The sequence below is a fragment of the Streptomyces sp. NPDC005496 genome (assembly GCF_042872045.1).
Taxonomy (GTDB): domain Bacteria; phylum Actinomycetota; class Actinomycetes; order Streptomycetales; family Streptomycetaceae; genus Streptomyces.
The window spans coordinates 346,558-360,639 of the sequence record NZ_JBIAJQ010000003.1 but is presented as its reverse complement, the minus strand read 5'-3'; the positions used below and the strand labels follow the sequence as shown (position 1 = coordinate 360,639).

At 72.1% G+C, this 14,082-nt stretch carries 15 protein-coding genes and 1 tRNA gene; 9 read left to right on the top strand and 7 right to left on the bottom strand.

Going from position 1 to position 14,082, the window contains the following annotated elements:
* The first annotated feature begins 49 nt into the window (after positions 1-49).
* A tRNA-Met gene (locus ACFYQQ_RS10320) sits at positions 50-123 on the top strand.
* A 138-nt stretch (positions 124-261) separates the two neighbouring features.
* On the opposite strand, the gene ACFYQQ_RS10315 is transcribed toward ACFYQQ_RS10320, so the two are convergent.
* Positions 262-678 (bottom strand): Fur family transcriptional regulator, encoded by a 417-nt coding sequence (locus ACFYQQ_RS10315; protein ID WP_355784264.1) that lies wholly within the window; start codon positions 676-678, stop codon positions 262-264.
* 126 nt (positions 679-804) lie between these two features.
* Here ACFYQQ_RS10315 and ACFYQQ_RS10310 point away from each other — a divergent pair, with 126 nt between their 5' ends.
* The gene (locus tag ACFYQQ_RS10310) at positions 805-2,274 is read left to right on the top strand and encodes a catalase (RefSeq protein WP_355784261.1); all 1,470 of its coding nucleotides are present in this window, start codon (positions 805-807) and stop codon (positions 2,272-2,274) included.
* Positions 2,275-2,359: 85 nt separating this feature from the next.
* On the opposite strand, the gene ACFYQQ_RS10305 is transcribed toward ACFYQQ_RS10310, so the two are convergent.
* Both ACFYQQ_RS10305 and hisN read right to left on the bottom strand, forming a co-directional pair.
* A complete protein-coding gene (locus ACFYQQ_RS10305; protein ID WP_355784259.1) occupies positions 2,360-2,752 on the bottom strand; it encodes a CBS domain-containing protein in 393 nt (130 codons plus the stop codon).
* Between the two features lie 204 nt (positions 2,753-2,956).
* Positions 2,957-3,757, bottom strand: a complete 801-nt coding sequence (gene hisN, locus ACFYQQ_RS10300) for a histidinol-phosphatase (protein ID WP_355784257.1) — start codon at positions 3,755-3,757, stop codon at positions 2,957-2,959.
* Between the two features lie 312 nt (positions 3,758-4,069).
* Between hisN and ACFYQQ_RS10295 the strand changes: the two genes are divergently transcribed.
* Entirely contained in the window at positions 4,070-4,693 is a 624-nt protein-coding gene (locus tag ACFYQQ_RS10295) for a TetR/AcrR family transcriptional regulator (RefSeq protein WP_355784254.1), read from the top strand.
* A 63-nt stretch (positions 4,694-4,756) separates the two neighbouring features.
* Here ACFYQQ_RS10295 and ACFYQQ_RS10290 read toward each other — a convergent pair whose 3' ends face one another.
* The 4 genes from ACFYQQ_RS10290 to ACFYQQ_RS10275 all read right to left on the bottom strand — a co-directional run bounded on the left by ACFYQQ_RS10290 (position 4,757) and on the right by ACFYQQ_RS10275 (position 8,431).
* On the bottom strand, positions 4,757-5,080 hold the full coding sequence (locus ACFYQQ_RS10290) for a multidrug efflux SMR transporter (protein WP_355784251.1): 324 nt from the start codon (positions 5,078-5,080) through the stop codon (positions 4,757-4,759).
* Positions 5,081-5,229: 149 nt separating this feature from the next.
* The gene (gene rsgA, locus ACFYQQ_RS10285) at positions 5,230-6,240 is read right to left on the bottom strand and encodes a ribosome small subunit-dependent GTPase A (protein ID WP_355784248.1); all 1,011 of its coding nucleotides are present in this window, start codon (positions 6,238-6,240) and stop codon (positions 5,230-5,232) included.
* A gap of 16 nt (positions 6,241-6,256) precedes the next feature.
* Positions 6,257-7,597 carry a 3-phosphoshikimate 1-carboxyvinyltransferase gene (gene aroA, locus ACFYQQ_RS10280; RefSeq protein ID WP_355784245.1) on the bottom strand — a complete coding sequence of 447 codons (1,341 nt, stop codon included), beginning with the start codon at positions 7,595-7,597 and terminating at the stop codon, positions 6,257-6,259.
* A 111-nt stretch (positions 7,598-7,708) separates the two neighbouring features.
* Positions 7,709-8,431, bottom strand: coding sequence for a M50 family metallopeptidase (locus ACFYQQ_RS10275; RefSeq protein WP_355784242.1), 723 nt, complete (start codon positions 8,429-8,431; stop codon positions 7,709-7,711).
* 50 nt (positions 8,432-8,481) lie between these two features.
* On the opposite strand from ACFYQQ_RS10275, the gene ACFYQQ_RS10270 reads away from it, so the two are divergent.
* The 6 genes from ACFYQQ_RS10270 (at position 8,482) to ACFYQQ_RS10245 (ending at position 14,036) form a co-directional block, all read left to right on the top strand.
* Positions 8,482-9,321 (top strand): SOS response-associated peptidase, encoded by an 840-nt coding sequence (locus tag ACFYQQ_RS10270; RefSeq protein ID WP_356168512.1) that lies wholly within the window; start codon positions 8,482-8,484, stop codon positions 9,319-9,321.
* 1 nt (position 9,322) lies between these two features.
* Positions 9,323-9,967: an alpha/beta family hydrolase gene (locus ACFYQQ_RS10265; protein ID WP_356238242.1), complete on the top strand. Its 645-nt coding sequence runs from the start codon at positions 9,323-9,325 to the stop codon at positions 9,965-9,967.
* A 277-nt stretch (positions 9,968-10,244) separates the two neighbouring features.
* Entirely contained in the window at positions 10,245-10,937 is a 693-nt protein-coding gene (sigR, locus tag ACFYQQ_RS10260; protein WP_355784440.1) for an RNA polymerase sigma factor SigR, read from the top strand.
* A complete protein-coding gene (gene rsrA, locus ACFYQQ_RS10255) occupies positions 10,934-11,236 on the top strand; it encodes a mycothiol system anti-sigma-R factor (protein WP_355784437.1) in 303 nt (100 codons plus the stop codon). The genes sigR and rsrA overlap by 4 nt, the downstream gene beginning before the upstream one ends.
* Positions 11,237-11,397: 161 nt before the next feature.
* Positions 11,398-12,768 (top strand): HD-GYP domain-containing protein, encoded by a 1,371-nt coding sequence (locus tag ACFYQQ_RS10250; RefSeq protein WP_356168519.1) that lies wholly within the window; start codon positions 11,398-11,400, stop codon positions 12,766-12,768.
* Positions 12,765-14,036, top strand: coding sequence for an HD domain-containing protein (locus ACFYQQ_RS10245; protein ID WP_356238245.1), 1,272 nt, complete (start codon positions 12,765-12,767; stop codon positions 14,034-14,036). Before ACFYQQ_RS10250 ends, ACFYQQ_RS10245 begins: the two co-directional genes overlap by 4 nt.
* The last annotated feature ends 46 nt before the right edge of the window (positions 14,037-14,082 follow it).

The following is a 14,082-nucleotide window of genomic DNA, read 5'->3' as shown; positions in this document are numbered from 1 at the left end:
AAGTGATTTGCGCCTGTCCACCCGGTTGACGTAGTGTTCATTTCACCGACGCGGGGTGGAGCAGCTCGGTAGCTCGCTGGGCTCATAACCCAGAGGTCGCAGGTTCAAATCCTGTCCCCGCTACTGAAGGCCGAAGGCCCGGAACCAATGGTTCCGGGCCTTCGGTGTTTTCGCGTGCGTCCACCGGCCGCCGGGCGGGCGCGGATGCGAAAAGCCCCCGGCGTCCATCGGGGCCGGGGGCTTTCGGGTGGTGCGTGTGGGTCAGGCGCTCGCGCAGTTCGGGCAGACGCCGCGATACGTCACCTCGACGTCCGAGACCGTGAAGCCGAAGCGCTCGGAGTCGGGGAGGTCGGCGAGCGGGTTGCCGCCCGGGTGGACGTCCTTGATCGCGCCGCACCGTGCGCACACCAGGTGGTGGTGGGGCCGGTGGGCGTTCGGGTCGTACCGCTTCGCGCGCTTGTCCGTGGCCACCTCCAGCACCTCGCCGAGCGAGACCAGCTCACCCAGCGTGTTGTACACGGTGGCCCGGGAGATCTCGGGCAGCTTCGCGACGGCCCGGGCATGCACCTCGTCGGCCGTCAGATGGACGTGGTCGCCGTCGAGGACCTCGGCGACGACACGTCGCTGCGCGGTCATGCGCCAGCCGCGTCCGCGCAGTCGTTCCAACAGGTCACTCATGCGCACCAGCCTAACAGCAGGGGGACCAGATCCCGAACAGGTGTGACTTTGGAAGTTCACTTGACTTAGACAAAGTCTATCGTAGGATCGAGTTCGGCATTGGCCAAGGGACAGGACAAGACGGGTATGACGCAGGAGGCGCACGTGACGCAGGGACCGCTTACGACGGAGGCCGGCGCGCCGGTCGCCGACAACCAGAACAGCGAGACCGCGGGCGTCGGCGGCCCCGTCCTCGTCCAGGACCAGCTGCTCCTGGAGAAGCTCGCCCACTTCAACCGTGAGCGCATCCCGGAGCGTGTCGTGCACGCCCGTGGCGCCGGGGCCTACGGCACCTTCACGCTCACGCGTGACGTCTCGCAGTGGACCCGGGCCGCGTTCCTCTCCGAGGTCGGCAAGCAGACCGAGACCTTCCTGCGCTTCTCCACCGTCGCAGGCAACCTCGGCTCCGCCGACGCGGTGCGCGACCCCCGCGGCTGGGCGCTGAAGTTCTACACCGAAGAGGGCAACTACGACCTCGTCGGCAACAACACCCCGGTGTTCTTCATCAAGGACGCCATCAAATTCCCCGACTTCATCCACACCCAGAAGCGCGACCCGTACACGGGCTCGCAGGAGGCGGACAACGTCTGGGACTTCTGGGGTCTGTCGCCCGAGTCCACCCACCAGGTGACCTGGCTGTTCGGCGACCGGGGCATCCCCGCCTCGTACCGCCACATGGACGGCTTCGGCTCGCACACCTACCAGTGGAACAACGAGGCCGGCGAGGTCTTCTGGGTCAAGTACCACTTCAAGACCGACCAGGGCATCAAGAACCTGACCACCGAGGAGGCCGTCAAGGTCTCCGGTCTCGACCCCGACTCGCACCAGCGGGACCTGCGTGAGGCGATCGAGCGCGGCGAGTTCCCGACCTGGACCGTGCAGGTGCAGATCATGCCGGCGGCCGAGGCGGCGACGTACCGCTTCAACCCGTTCGACCTCACCAAGGTGTGGCCGCACGCGGACTACCCGCCGGTCGAGATCGGCAAGCTGGAGCTCAACCGCAACCCGGAGAACGTCTTCGCCGAGGTCGAGCAGAGCATCTTCAGCCCCGCGCACTTCGTGCCGGGCATCGGTCCCTCGCCGGACAAGATGCTCCAGGGCCGCCTCTTCGCGTACGGCGACGCCCACCGCTACCGCGTCGGCATCAACGCCGACCACCTGCCGGTGAACCGCCCGCACGCCACCGAGGCGCGCACCCACTCCCGTGACGGCTTCCTGTACGACGGCCGTCACAAGGGCGCGAAGAACTACGAGCCGAACAGCTTCGGCGGCCCGTTCCAGAGCGACCGCCCGCTGTGGCAGGGCGTGCCGGTCACCGGGGTCACGGGCAACAGCGAGGCGCCCGTCCACGCCGAGGACAACGACTTCGTACAGGCGGGCAACCTCTACCGCCTGATGTCCGAGGACGAGAAGGGCCGTCTGGTCGACAACCTGGCTGGCTTCATCGCCAAGGTCTCGCGCGACGACATCGCCGAGCGCGCGATCAACAACTTCCGTCAGGCCGACGGAGACTTCGGCAAGCGGCTGGAGGCCGCGGTCCAGGCCCTCCGCGGCTGATGCCGGCACTGGATCGCTTGCCGTAGGGAGCGGGCCGGATCCCCTGTACCGGGGGTCCGGCCCGCTCGCGCGTACGAGGGCCGGGTCAGGCGGTGGCGTGCTGCCGGGCCGGTGCCCAGCAGCGGATGATGTCGCGGACCGAGACGATCCCGACCGGGGCTGTGGCGTCGAGCACGATCAGATGGCGGAAGCCGCCGTGCGACATGGCCGCCGCGGCGTCCTCCAGGGTCCAGGCGGGGGTGGCGAAGACGACGTCGTTGGTGGTGTGGGTGCCTGCGGTCTCGGTGTCCGGGTCCTGTCCGAGGGCCACCGAGTTGAGGATGTCGCGTTCGGTCAGGATTCCGAGGTTTCCGGCCTCCTCGTCGAGGACGACGGCCGCGCCGACGCGGCGCGCCGACATCAGCCGGGCCGCCTGGCGGAGGGTGTGTGCCGGGCCGATGGTGAGGACCACCGTGCTCATGGCGTCGCGGACGAGCATGGGATGGAGCCACCTCCTTGGTGAAACGCCGACGAGAAGCGGTTCACAAGTTCACAAGTGGGGGACTCTCAGAGTCGCAGTTAAAGGGAGGGTCAACAAGAGGGCGCGGGAGGCGAGTTCAGGGGCGCACACGGGTCACGGAGGCGCTCAGGAACCGCAGGAGACCGCCGTGGACACTCGGGTGACGCGGGTGCGGACGGGCCGTCAGTAACGCTGGTTGAGGTAGCCGAGCATCTCGTCGTGCAGGATGCCGTTCGACGCGGCGGCGTTGCCGCTGTGCGGGCCCGGGCGTCCGTCGAGGCCGGTGAAGGAACCGCCCGCCTCGGTGACGACGATCGCGTTGGCGGCCATGTCCCAGAGGGAGAGCTCGGGTTCGGCGCAGATGTCGACCGAGCCCTCGGCGACCATCATGTACGGCCAGAAGTCGCCGTAGCCGCGCGTGCGCCAGACCGCCTTGGTGAGGTCCAGGAAGCCGTCGAGGCGCCCCTGGTCCTCCCAGCCCGTCAGCGAGGAGTACGCGAAGGAGGCGTCGGCCATGCGGGAGACGCCCGAGACGTGCAGCCGGGTGGCGGCGGACAGGCTGCGGCCCGAGAACGCGCCGTGGCCCTTCGCGGCCCACCAGCGCCGGCCGAGCGCGGGCGCGGAGACGACGCCGACGACCGGCTGGTAGCCGCCCTCGCCCGCCTCCATCAGGGAGATCAGCGTGGCCCAGACGGGCACGCCGCGTACGTAGTTCTTCGTGCCGTCGATCGGGTCGATCACCCAACGGCGGGGGCCGGTGCCCTCGACGCCGTACTCCTCGCCGAGGATCGCGTCGCGCGGCCGGGCCCGCTGGAGCTGGCCGCGGATGAGCTCCTCGGCGGCCTTGTCCGCCTCGCTCACCGGCGTCATGTCCGGCTTGGTCTCCACCTTGAGGTCGAGTGCCTTGAACCGGCCCATGGTCGCCGCGTCGGCGGCGTCCGCCAGGACATGGGCGAGGCGCAGGTCATCGCGATAGTCGGGCATGACAGAACCGTATCTGTCCGCCTCGCCGCAGGGCCACACGGGCCCGGCCCGATACGGGGCCCCGGCCCGGGATCGCCACAGCACCTCGCCCGTATCACCACGACCGGCCGACGGGCCGGACGCCGCAGGGCGGGGAGGCCGGCGATCCTCGTCCACACCCCGGCGCGCGGCCGGTGCCGAGCCGCCGGGCCGGCGGAGCGGGCCGCGTGCGGTGTCCGGTGCACGCCCCCTCGGCGCCGCCGCGAACCCTTGACAGTGCCCTCCCGCCCGTCAAACCTGAGGTGCGGAGCCGGTCGCCCCTGGGAGGCGAAGATGCCTGCAGCGCGGGAATCCCTGCTGGACGCCGCTTTCACGGCGCTCGCACGCCGTCCGTGGTCCACCGTGCGCATGGTGGACGTCGCCGCCGTGGCCGGTGTGTCCCGGCAGACGCTCTACAACGAGTTCGGCAGCAAGGAAGGGCTCGCCCGCGCCCTGGTCCGCCGCGAGGCCGACGGCTATCTCGCGGGCGTCGAGCGGGCCGTGGCCGCCCCCGCCGACCCGCGCGAGCGCCTGGTCGCGGCCGCCGAGTGGACCGCGTCGGCGGCCCGCGGCAACGCGCTGGTACGGGCGATGCTCACCGGCTGCTGGAGCGAGCGGCTGCCCTCGCCGACGCTCTCGCCGGTGCCGTCCTCGTCCGTGGTGCCGGCGCAGCGGCGGGCGGACGGGCCCCTGCCCTCGCCCTCCGACTTCGTGGGTCTGGTGCGCGACCGGGCGGTCTCGGCGCTCTCCGGACCCGGCACCACCCGGTCCGACGCCGCCGAACTGGCCCGCGCCTGCGAGCTCGTCGTACGCCTCTCCCTCTCCTGCGTGACGGCTCCGCCGGGCACCGGAGGGGTCACGGAGCTGGTGCGGTCCGCGCTCACCGCGCCGCCCCGGACCCTGGGAGCCGCGTCCTGAGCACCCGCCAATCACCCATGGCTGCAAGCCTGTTGGAGAGAGCGTGCGCGGCGGAGGGCGACGTCAGTGCGTGGAGCCCGACAGCTGGAGCCCGATCACGCCGATGATCACGAAGCTGATCGAGACGATCTTCAGGGTGGAGACGAGGTCGTTGAGGAAGATCATCCCGTAGATGGCGGTGCCGGCGGCACCGATGCCGGTCCACACCGCGTACGCGGGCCCCACGTCGAGCTTCTTCAGGGAGAGGGTCAGCAGACCGAAGCTGCCGAGCGCGAAGATGCAGAACGCGACCGTCGGCCAGAGTCTGGTGAAGCCGTGCGAGAGTTTCAGGCAGACGGCGAAGCCGGTCTCCAAGAAGCCCGCCACAACGACCAGCAGCCACGCCATGTCTTGTCCTCCCGCGTACCACGTCGACTGCTTCGCCTGGCTCGGATCGGGCTCGCTGCGATTATGCCCTTACCGACATGCCGCGGAGGCAAACAACGCGGAGGTCAGCCGTCTTCCCCGGGAGGGCCCCCGCCCCTCCCGCGCGCCGGTCAGTCGTCCTCGTTCCGTTCCCGGGTGGCGAGCAGCCTGCGCAGTGAGTAGAGGCGGGCCGGGTCCGCGTGGCCGTCGGCCACCCACTGGTCCAGGGCGCAGTCCGGCTCGTCGTGGCTGCACGCGCGCGGGCAGCCCTCGGTGCCGGGCTCCAGGTCGGGGAAGGCCTTGATGACGCGGGACGGGTCCACGTGGTGCAGCCCGAAGGACCGCACGCCCGGGGTGTCGACGACCCAGCCGGCCGTGCCGGGCAGCGGGATCGCGCGCGCCGACGTGGTCGTGTGCCGGCCGCGCCCGGTGACGGAGTTGACGACGCCGGTGCTGCGCCGCCGGTCCAGCGAGACCAGGGCGTTGACCAGGGTCGTCTTGCCGACGCCCGAGTGCCCGACGAACGCCGTGATCTTGCCGTCCAGCTGCTTGCGCACCCGCTCCACGGCCTCGCCGCTCTCCAGTTCCTCCCGGCTGGTCACGACGTACGGCACGCCCAGGGTCCCGTACAGCTCCAGGAGTTCGTCCGGCGGCGCGAGGTCGGACTTCGTCAGCACCAGCAGGGGCTCCAGGCCGCCGTCGTACGCCGCCACCAGGCAGCGGTCGATCAGCCGCGGGCGGGGCTCGGGGTCGGCGAGGGCTGTGACGATGGCGAGCTGGTCGGCGTTGGCGACGACCACGCGCTCGTAGGGATCGTCGTCGTCGGCGGTGCGGCGCAGGACGGAGCTGCGCGGCGCGATCCGCACGATGCGGGCCAGGGTGTCCTTCTCGCCGGACAGATCGCCCACGATCGCCACCCGGTCGCCCACGACCGCGGCCTTGCGGCCCAGCTCGCGCGCCTTCATCGCGGTGACCAGGCGGTCCTCGACCAGACAGGTCAGACGGCCCCGGTCGACCGTGACGACCATGCCCTCGACCGCTTCCTCGTGCTTCGGCCGGATGTTCGTACGCGGCCGGTTGCCCTTGCGGTTGGGGCGGCTGCGGATGTCGTCCTCGTCGGTGTGCTTGCCGTAACGGCGCATGATCCGTGTCCGCCCGTCAGTTCCCGAGCATTCCGGTCCACAGATCGGGGAAGTCCGGCAGGGTCTTCGCCGTCGTCGCCACGTTCTCGATCCGGACCCCCTCCACGACGAGGCCGATGATCGCGCCGGCGGTGGCCATGCGGTGGTCCTCGTAGGTGTGGAAGACGCCCCCGTGCAGCGGGCGCGGACGGATGTGGAGGCCGTCGGCGGTCTCCGTGACGTCGCCGCCCAGTTCGTTGATCTCCTTGGTGAGCGCGGCCAGCCGGTCCGTCTCGTGCAGCCGCAGGTGGGCCACCCCGCGCAGGGTCGAGGGGGAGTCGGCGAGGGCGGCCACCGCCGCGATGCCGGGGGTCAGCTCGCCGACCTCGCCGAGGTCCACGTCGATACCGTGGATCGAACCCGATCCGGTGAATTCCAGACCCCGGTCGGTCAGTTCGCAGGAACCGCCCATCTCGGTGAAGATCTCCCGCAGCCGGTCCCCGGGCTGGGTGGTGTGCTCGGGCCAGTCGGGGATGAGGATCTTGCCGCCGGTCACCAGCGCGGCCGCCAGGAACGGCTGGGCGTTGGAGAGGTCGGGCTCGACGGTCAGGTCGCGGCCGAGCAGGGCGCCCGGCGTGACCCGCCAGACGTTCGGCTCGCCGCCCGACTCCGGGGTGTCCACCTGGGCGCCGACCGTGCGCAGCATGTCGACCGTCATCCGGATGTGCGGCATCGAGGGGAGCCGCGATCCGGTGTGCCGCACCTCCACGCCCTGGTTGAAGCGCGGGCCCGACAGCAGCAGGGCGGAGACGAACTGCGACGAGGACGAGGCGTCGATCTCCACGGGCCCGCCGTCCAGGGCGCCACCGCCGTGGACGGTCAGCGGCAGCGTGCCGCGGCCGTCGTCGTCGATCCGGGCACCTAGGGCGCGCAGCCCGTCGATCACGCCGTGCAGCGGGCGCTCGTACGACCGCGGGTCGCCGTCGAAGCGGATGGGGCCGTCGGCCAGCGCGGCTACCGGCGGCAGGAAGCGCATCACCGTGCCCGCGTTGCCCACGTCGACCGTGGCCGGGCCGTGCAGGCCGGACGGGATGATCCGCCAGGCCTCGCCCGTGCCGTCGGAGCCGACCGCGACGGTGGAGCTGGAGGAGACCGTCTCCTCGATGCCGACCCCCATCGCGCGCAGCGCACCGGCCATCAGCAGGGTGTCGCGCGAGCGCAGCGGGCGGCGCAGCCAGCCGGGCTCGGAGGCGAGGGCGGCGAGCACGAGCGCCCGGTTGGTGACCGACTTCGACCCCGGCACGTGGACCGTCGCGTCGACGGCTCCGCTTGCGTGCGGGGCGGGCCAGAGGGCGGTGTACGCGGGGTTAACGGTCATGCCCCCACTTTAGTGGTTGCCGATGGGCGGAGATCTTGATCAAAAGCGGCGAAATCCGAGCGAAACAGAGCGGTGGTAAGAACCGGCCGCGTCCGCGCCGCCGGCCGCCGCTCACACCTCCAGCAGCCAGCGCCCGCCGCCGATCAGGGAGCACAGGGACACCGCGTGGAAGAGGAACAGCCACAGCCCGGCGGGCACGTGCGTCAGCCGGGACAGCTGGTCCGCGTCGGAGTCGCCCGCGTTGCCCCGGTGGCGCTTGGCCTGGAGCTCGAAGGCCGGCCGGACCCCGCCCAGCAGCAGGAACCACACCACGGCGTACGCGAACGCCGCCTGCACCTGCGGTCCGGCGAGCCAGGACACCAGCAGGAACGTACCGCCGGTCAGCAGCACGGTCAGGGCGCCGTACGCGTTGCGGATCATCACCAGCATCGCCACCAGCAGGAGGGTGGCCAGCCACAGCAGCGCGGTGATGTGCCCGGCGCCCAGCAGGGCGGCCCCGCCCAGCCCGAGCAGCGGTGGCGCGGTGTAGCCGGCGGCCGCGGTCAGGATCATGCCGAGGCCGGTCGGCTTGCCGCGGCTGACCGTCAGGCCGCTGGTGTCGGAGTGCAGGCGTATGCCGCTGAGGCTGCGCCCGGTGAGCAGGGCGACCAGGCCGTGCCCGCCCTCGTGGGCGATGGTGATCGCGTTGCGCGACAGGCGCCACAGCCCGTGCGGGACGATCACCGCCAGCGCGGCCGCCGCGGTGGCGATCACCACCCACAGATCCGGGTCCGGCTGGCTGCCGAATATCTGGTCCCAGAGCTGGGCCGCGGAGGTGGATGCGGTGCTGTCCATGGTCGGCGATGGCTCCCTCTGGTGTCGCGGAATCTGGCAGTCTGGCACGTATGTGCGGACGGTATGCAGCGAGTCGCAGGCCTGAGGATCTCGCGGGAATCTTCGAGATCGAGAAGTGGGAGCCCGAGGAGACCCTGGCCCCCGACTTCAACGTGGCCCCGACCAAGGAGGTCCACGTCGTCCTCGACCGCCCCGTGAAGGACGCCGGGTCCGCGTCCGCCAGTTCCTCCGCGCCGGGGAAGCCGGTCCGCCAGCTGCGCAGGCTCAAGTGGGGGCTGGTCCCGTCCTGGTCCACCACGCCCGACGGCGGGGCCCGGATGATCAACGCGCGCGCGGAGACCGTGCACGAGAAGCCCTCCTTCCGCCGCGCCTTCGCCGCCCGGCGCTGCATCATCCCGGCGGACGGCTATTACGAGTGGGTGACCGGGTCCGCCGAGCGCGAGCTGGAGGTCGAGGGCAGGCGGAAGCGGCCGCGCAAGCAGCCGTACTTCGTGACGCCCGCGGACGGATCGGTCTTCGCGATGGCCGGGCTGTACGAGTTCTGGCGCGACCGGACGCTCCCCGACGACCACCCCGGAGCCTGGTGGGTGACGTGCTCCGTCATCACCACCGAGGCGGAGACCGCGCCGCTCGCCGCAGCGCCCGACGAAGGCCCGCGCGCGCTGGCCGACATCCACCCGCGGATGCCCCTCATGCTCACCCCGGACCGCTGGGACGCCTGGCTCGACCCGGCGCGCACCGACGCCGACGACCTCCGCGGACTGCTCGCGCCGCCGCCCACCGGGCTGATGCGCGCCTACCCCGTCTCCACCGCCGTCAGCAACGTGCGCAACAACGGCCCGGAGCTGCTGAAGGAACTGGAGGGGCCCGAAGAGGGCACACTCTTCTGATGTGACAGACGCGACACACGTGACACAGACGGTCGAGACGGACACCGGCACGGCCCGCGTGACCTGGCATCCCGCCGAGCGGGCCCGGCTCGTCCTCGCCGTGAGCCACGGCGCGGGCGGCGGTATCGGGGCCGCTGACCTCCAGGCGCTGGCCCGGACGCTGCCCGGCCACGGGGTGAGCGTCGCCCTGGTCGAGCAGCCCTGGCGGGTGGCCGGGAAGAAGCTGGCGCCGGCGCCCGGGACGCTGGACGCCGGATGGCGGGGACTGTGGCCGGCCCTGTGCGCACCGGGGCTGCCGGTGGTCGCGGGCGGACGCAGCGCCGGAGCCCGGGTCGCCTGCCGGACGGCGCGCGAGCTCGGCGCCCACGCCGTCCTGGCGCTCAGCTTCCCGCTCCACCCGCCGGGCAGGCCCGAGAAGTCCCGGGCCGCCGAACTGCTCGACGCGGGCGTGCCCACCCTCGTCGTGCAGGGCGGCAACGACCCCTTCGGCAGGCCCGCGGAGTTCCCGGAAGGGCCCCACGAGCTCGTCGAGGTGCCCTACGGCGATCACGGCCTCGCCGTACCCAAGCGCGCCCCGATCGAGCCGGACGAGGCGCTGCGGATCATCACCGACGCGACGGCGAAGTGGCTCATGTCACTCCGGTGACCCGCGTGACGCACGCGGCACGCCCACGGGAATGCCCGCCGATGGGCGGATGTTGTGCGGATCAGACAGCACACGCAGGTGCTGACCGTTCGTACGAGAGGAAGTCCGCCGCATGGGTTCGACCATCTGCCCGAGCCGCAGCAGCGCCGCTGACCTGGAGTGGTCGGTTCTGCACGCGGCGAAGACCGCCCCTATTCGGGCGGCGGGCGGACCGGATCGTCGTCTATCCTCCGATTCGAGTGGGACCGGTTTCGGTTCCGCCACGTCGTTGGAGGAGGTGGGTCCGGTCACTGGGACCGACGCAGGGACCGAACACGGCCAGGCGGAGCAGCCCGAGGGCCAGGGCACGAGCGACGCGACGGCGGAATCGTCCGCCGAGCGCACCGCGCGCTTCGAGCGGGACGCGCTCGAATTCCTCGACCAGATGTACTCGGCGGCCCTGCGCATGACGCGCAACCCGGCCGACGCGGAGGACCTGGTGCAGGAGACGTACGCGAAGGCGTACGCGTCCTTCCACCAGTTCCGCGAGGGCACCAACCTCAAGGCGTGGCTCTACCGCATCCTGACCAACACCTTCATCAACTCGTACCGCAAGAAGCAGCGCGAACCCCAGCGCAGCGCGGCCGAGGAGATCGAGGACTGGCAGCTGGCGCGCGCCGAGTCGCACATGTCGACCGGACTGCGGTCGGCCGAGTCGCAGGCGCTGGACCACCTGCCGGACTCGGACGTCAAGTCGGCGCTGCAGGCGATCCCCGAGGAGTTCCGCATCGCCGTCTATCTCGCGGACGTCGAGGGCTTTGCGTACAAGGAGATCGCGGACATCATGGGGACACCCATCGGAACGGTGATGTCCCGGCTGCACCGGGGACGTCGCCAACTGCGCGGCATGCTCGAGGACTACGCGCGTGACCGCGGACTGGTCCCGGCCGGCGCCGGAGAGTCGAACGAAGCGAAAGGCTCGGGCTCATGAGCTGCGGAGAGCCGCACGAGACGGATTGCAGTGAAGTCCTCGACCATCTCTACGAGTTCCTCGATCACGAGATGCCGGACGCGGACTGCACGAAGTTCGAGGTGCACTTCGAGGAGTGCTCCCCGTGCCTGGAGAAGTACGGCCTGGAGCAGGCCGTGAAGAAGCTGGTCAAGCGGTGCTGCGGCCAGGACGACGTGCCGACGGACCTGCGGGCCAAGGTCATGGGCCGCATCGACCTGATCCGCTCCGGACAGACGGTGCCCGAGCACGACGTGACCTCGGCGCCCCAGGAGTCCTGACCCCGCTCGCGCGCGCTCCCCGCCGGGACGCCCGCGCAGGCCGGTCCATCACCCGAACGTGCTAATCCGCGGGCCCTCGGCCCGCGGATTCGGCCATTGGCGCCCGCGCGCCGATCCCTCCGCTCTAGGCTCCACAAGCCTGAGCAGGGAGGGGACAGGGGATGGGGTCGATTCCGGGACAGGCCCGGGTCTACGTGGCCTGTGTCGTCGTCGGTGCCCTGCTCTGCGTCGCCCCGCTCCCGGACGTCCACACACCGTGGTGGGCGGTCGCGCTGCTCGCCGGGCTGTACGCCGGCTGCGAGCAGCTCACCCGCTGCCGCATCGTCGGCCACCGCGCCCCCCAGGGCATGGGCACCTTCTTCCCCGTCCTGCTGGCCGGGGCCTTCCTGCTGCCGCCGCCGGCCGCGGCGGTCGTCGCGCTGCCCGGCGCCCTCCTCTCCCGGGTCGAACAGCGCCCGCGCGGGCTGCGCCGGATCTGGCGGGCGGCCCAGCTCGCCCTCGGCATCTGGGCGGCGGCCCGGGTGCACTGGGCCCTCGGCGGACGGGACGCGGTCGTCGGGTCCGACTTCCCGTACGCGCTCGTGCCCGCCGGGGCCGCGGTCCTGGCGTTCTGCCTGGTCCTGACCGTCCTCGACGGCGGGATCCTGGCCACCGCCGAGCGGGTGCCCGCGCGCAACGCCTGGCGCGGCCTCTTCCTGCGCTCCCTCGCCCCGGTCGCCGTGCACGGGCTGGCCGGACTGATGATGGCGGTGCTCTGGCGCAGTCCCTACGGCCCGGTCGCCGCGTTGCTCGTCCTGCTGCCGATGTACATCTCCTGCTGGGTGTTCGCCCAGTACCACCGCGAGCAGGCCGCCCACCAGGCCACCATCCGGGCGCTCGTGCAGGCCGTCGACATCAAGGACGGCTACACACGCGGGCACAGCGAGCGGGTCGGACAGGCGTCCATGATGATCGCCCGCGAGCTCGGCATGGACGACGAGCGCGTCGAGGGGCTGCGCTTGGCGGGGATCCTGCACGACGTCGGCAAACTCGGCGTGCCCACCCGCCTGTTGCGCAAGGACGGGCCGCTGACCCCGCAGGAGCGCCGGATCATCGAGCTGCATCCCGAGTACGGGCACGAGATGGTGCGCGGGATCGGGTTCCTCGGCGAGGCGCGGTCGGCCATCCTGCACCACCACGAGCGGCTCGACGGCAGCGGCTACCCGTACGGGCTGGCCGGCCGGCAGATCCCGGAGTTCGCGCGGGTGGTCGCCGTGGCCGACGCCTTCGACGCGATGACGTCCACGCGGTCCTACCGGCGGGCCCGGCCCGTGCCGGCGGCGCTGGAGGAGCTGGAGAACTGCGCGGGGGCGCAGTTCGACCCGCGGATGGTGACCGCGCTGGTGCGGGCGCTCGGCCGGCACGGCTGGCACCCCGTGGTCACGGCCGACGACACCGGCACCGGCGTCCCCGTGCCGCGCGGCGGGGACCGGCCGGTCGCGCCCGAGGACGCGCGGGGGCACCGGGACACCGCCGGCGGGAGGACCTCGTGAGCGCCGTGGGGGAGGGGTCCCCGCAGCCGCTGCGGACCCCGCTCGCCCTCACGTCCGTACACGCCTGCGCCGCCCTGGTCGCCGTCGTCTGCGTCGCCGGCACCCTCTACCGGGGGCTCGACGAGCGGGGTGCCGCCCTGGCCTTCGGCGTCCTCGTCGCCGTCGGGGAGCTGGCCCGCTGGAGCGGGGCCGAGGAACGGGAGTCCGCGCCGCTGGGGGCCGCCGGGGCCCTGGCGTACGCGCTGCTGGGCGAGAACGGCGGCGCCCCCACCCACCACGGCCCCCTCCAGATCGTCGCCGTCGTCGTGGCGGCCGCCCTCGTCGGCTGCGTACCGCACGTGGCGCACGGCAGGGGCCCGGCGCTCGACCACCTCACCCGGCGGGTGCTGACCGTCGGCTTCGCCGCCGTCTGCTTCCAGCCGCTCTACAACGAGGGCAGGCTGCGCGAGTGGGACGGCCCCGCCTACGCCCTGCTCCTGGTCGCGCTGCTGGTGCTCACCGCCCTGTGCGACGCCGTGCTCGCGGCGGTGATGGCGCACGCCCGCACCCGCTGGCCCTTCGGACCCCTGTTGCGCGACGAGCTGCGCGCCATGCTCGGCATCGGCTCGGCCGTCTGCGCGACCGGAGCCGTGATGTCCCTCGCCGTGGCGGTCGTCGGCCTGTGGGCCCTGCCGGTCTTCTCCCTGCCGCTGCTGCTCACCCAGCTGTCCTTCCGGCGGTACGCGGCCGTGCGGACCACCTACCGGCAGACGATCGCCTCGCTCGCGCGTGCCACCGAGATCGCCGGGTACACACCTGCCGGGCACGCGCGCCGCGTGGCCGCGCTCAGCCGCGCCGTCGGACGCGAGCTGGGCCTTTCCGAACCGGACCTGACCGTGCTGGAGTACGCGGCCCTCATGCACGACATCGGACAGCTCAGCCTCGTCGACCCCGTGCCCGCGGGGGCCACCGCCGTGCTGCCCGCCGAGCAGCAGCGGCGCATAGCGCTCCTCGGCGGCGCCGTCGTACGCCAGACCGGGGTGGACGCCGAGGTGGCGGTGGTCGTGGAGCGGCAGGCCGACCCCTACCGGGAGCAGCCGGTCACCGCGCGCATCGTCCGGGCGGTGAACGCATACGAGGAGATGGCGCGGGAAGCAGGGCCGGGTGGGCCGCTGACCGCCCTGGAGAAGCTGCGTCTGGGCACCGCCCGCGACTACCAGCCCGAGGTCGTGGAATCACTGGCCCGGGTCCTGTCGCGACCCGGTCTGACCTTGCCCCGGGCTGGGTAACCCATGGGTAATGAGCGGCCGTCCGACGGTACGTGGTTGGATGCGA

Coding starts and splice junctions, on each gene's coding strand:
- ACFYQQ_RS10270 (WP_356168512.1), top strand. CDS start 8,482: ATGTGCGGACGGTATGCAGCGAGTCGCAGGCCTGAGGATCTCGCGGGA.
- hisN (WP_355784257.1), bottom strand. CDS start 3,757: ATGCCCGACTATCGCGATGACCTGCGCCTCGCCCATGTCCTGGCGGAC.
- ACFYQQ_RS10290 (WP_355784251.1), bottom strand. CDS start 5,080: ATGGCGTGGCTGCTGGTCGTTGTGGCGGGCTTCTTGGAGACCGGCTTC.
- ACFYQQ_RS10295 (WP_355784254.1), top strand. CDS start 4,070: ATGCCTGCAGCGCGGGAATCCCTGCTGGACGCCGCTTTCACGGCGCTC.
- ACFYQQ_RS10310 (WP_355784261.1), top strand. CDS start 805: ATGACGCAGGAGGCGCACGTGACGCAGGGACCGCTTACGACGGAGGCC.
- rsrA (WP_355784437.1), top strand. CDS start 10,934: ATGAGCTGCGGAGAGCCGCACGAGACGGATTGCAGTGAAGTCCTCGAC.
- ACFYQQ_RS10305 (WP_355784259.1), bottom strand. CDS start 2,752: ATGCTCGTCCGCGACGCCATGAGCACGGTGGTCCTCACCATCGGCCCG.
- aroA (WP_355784245.1), bottom strand. CDS start 7,597: ATGACCGTTAACCCCGCGTACACCGCCCTCTGGCCCGCCCCGCACGCA.
- ACFYQQ_RS10250 (WP_356168519.1), top strand. CDS start 11,398: ATGGGGTCGATTCCGGGACAGGCCCGGGTCTACGTGGCCTGTGTCGTC.
- rsgA (WP_355784248.1), bottom strand. CDS start 6,240: ATGCGCCGTTACGGCAAGCACACCGACGAGGACGACATCCGCAGCCGC.
- ACFYQQ_RS10315 (WP_355784264.1), bottom strand. CDS start 678: ATGAGTGACCTGTTGGAACGACTGCGCGGACGCGGCTGGCGCATGACC.
- ACFYQQ_RS10275 (WP_355784242.1), bottom strand. CDS start 8,431: ATGGACAGCACCGCATCCACCTCCGCGGCCCAGCTCTGGGACCAGATA.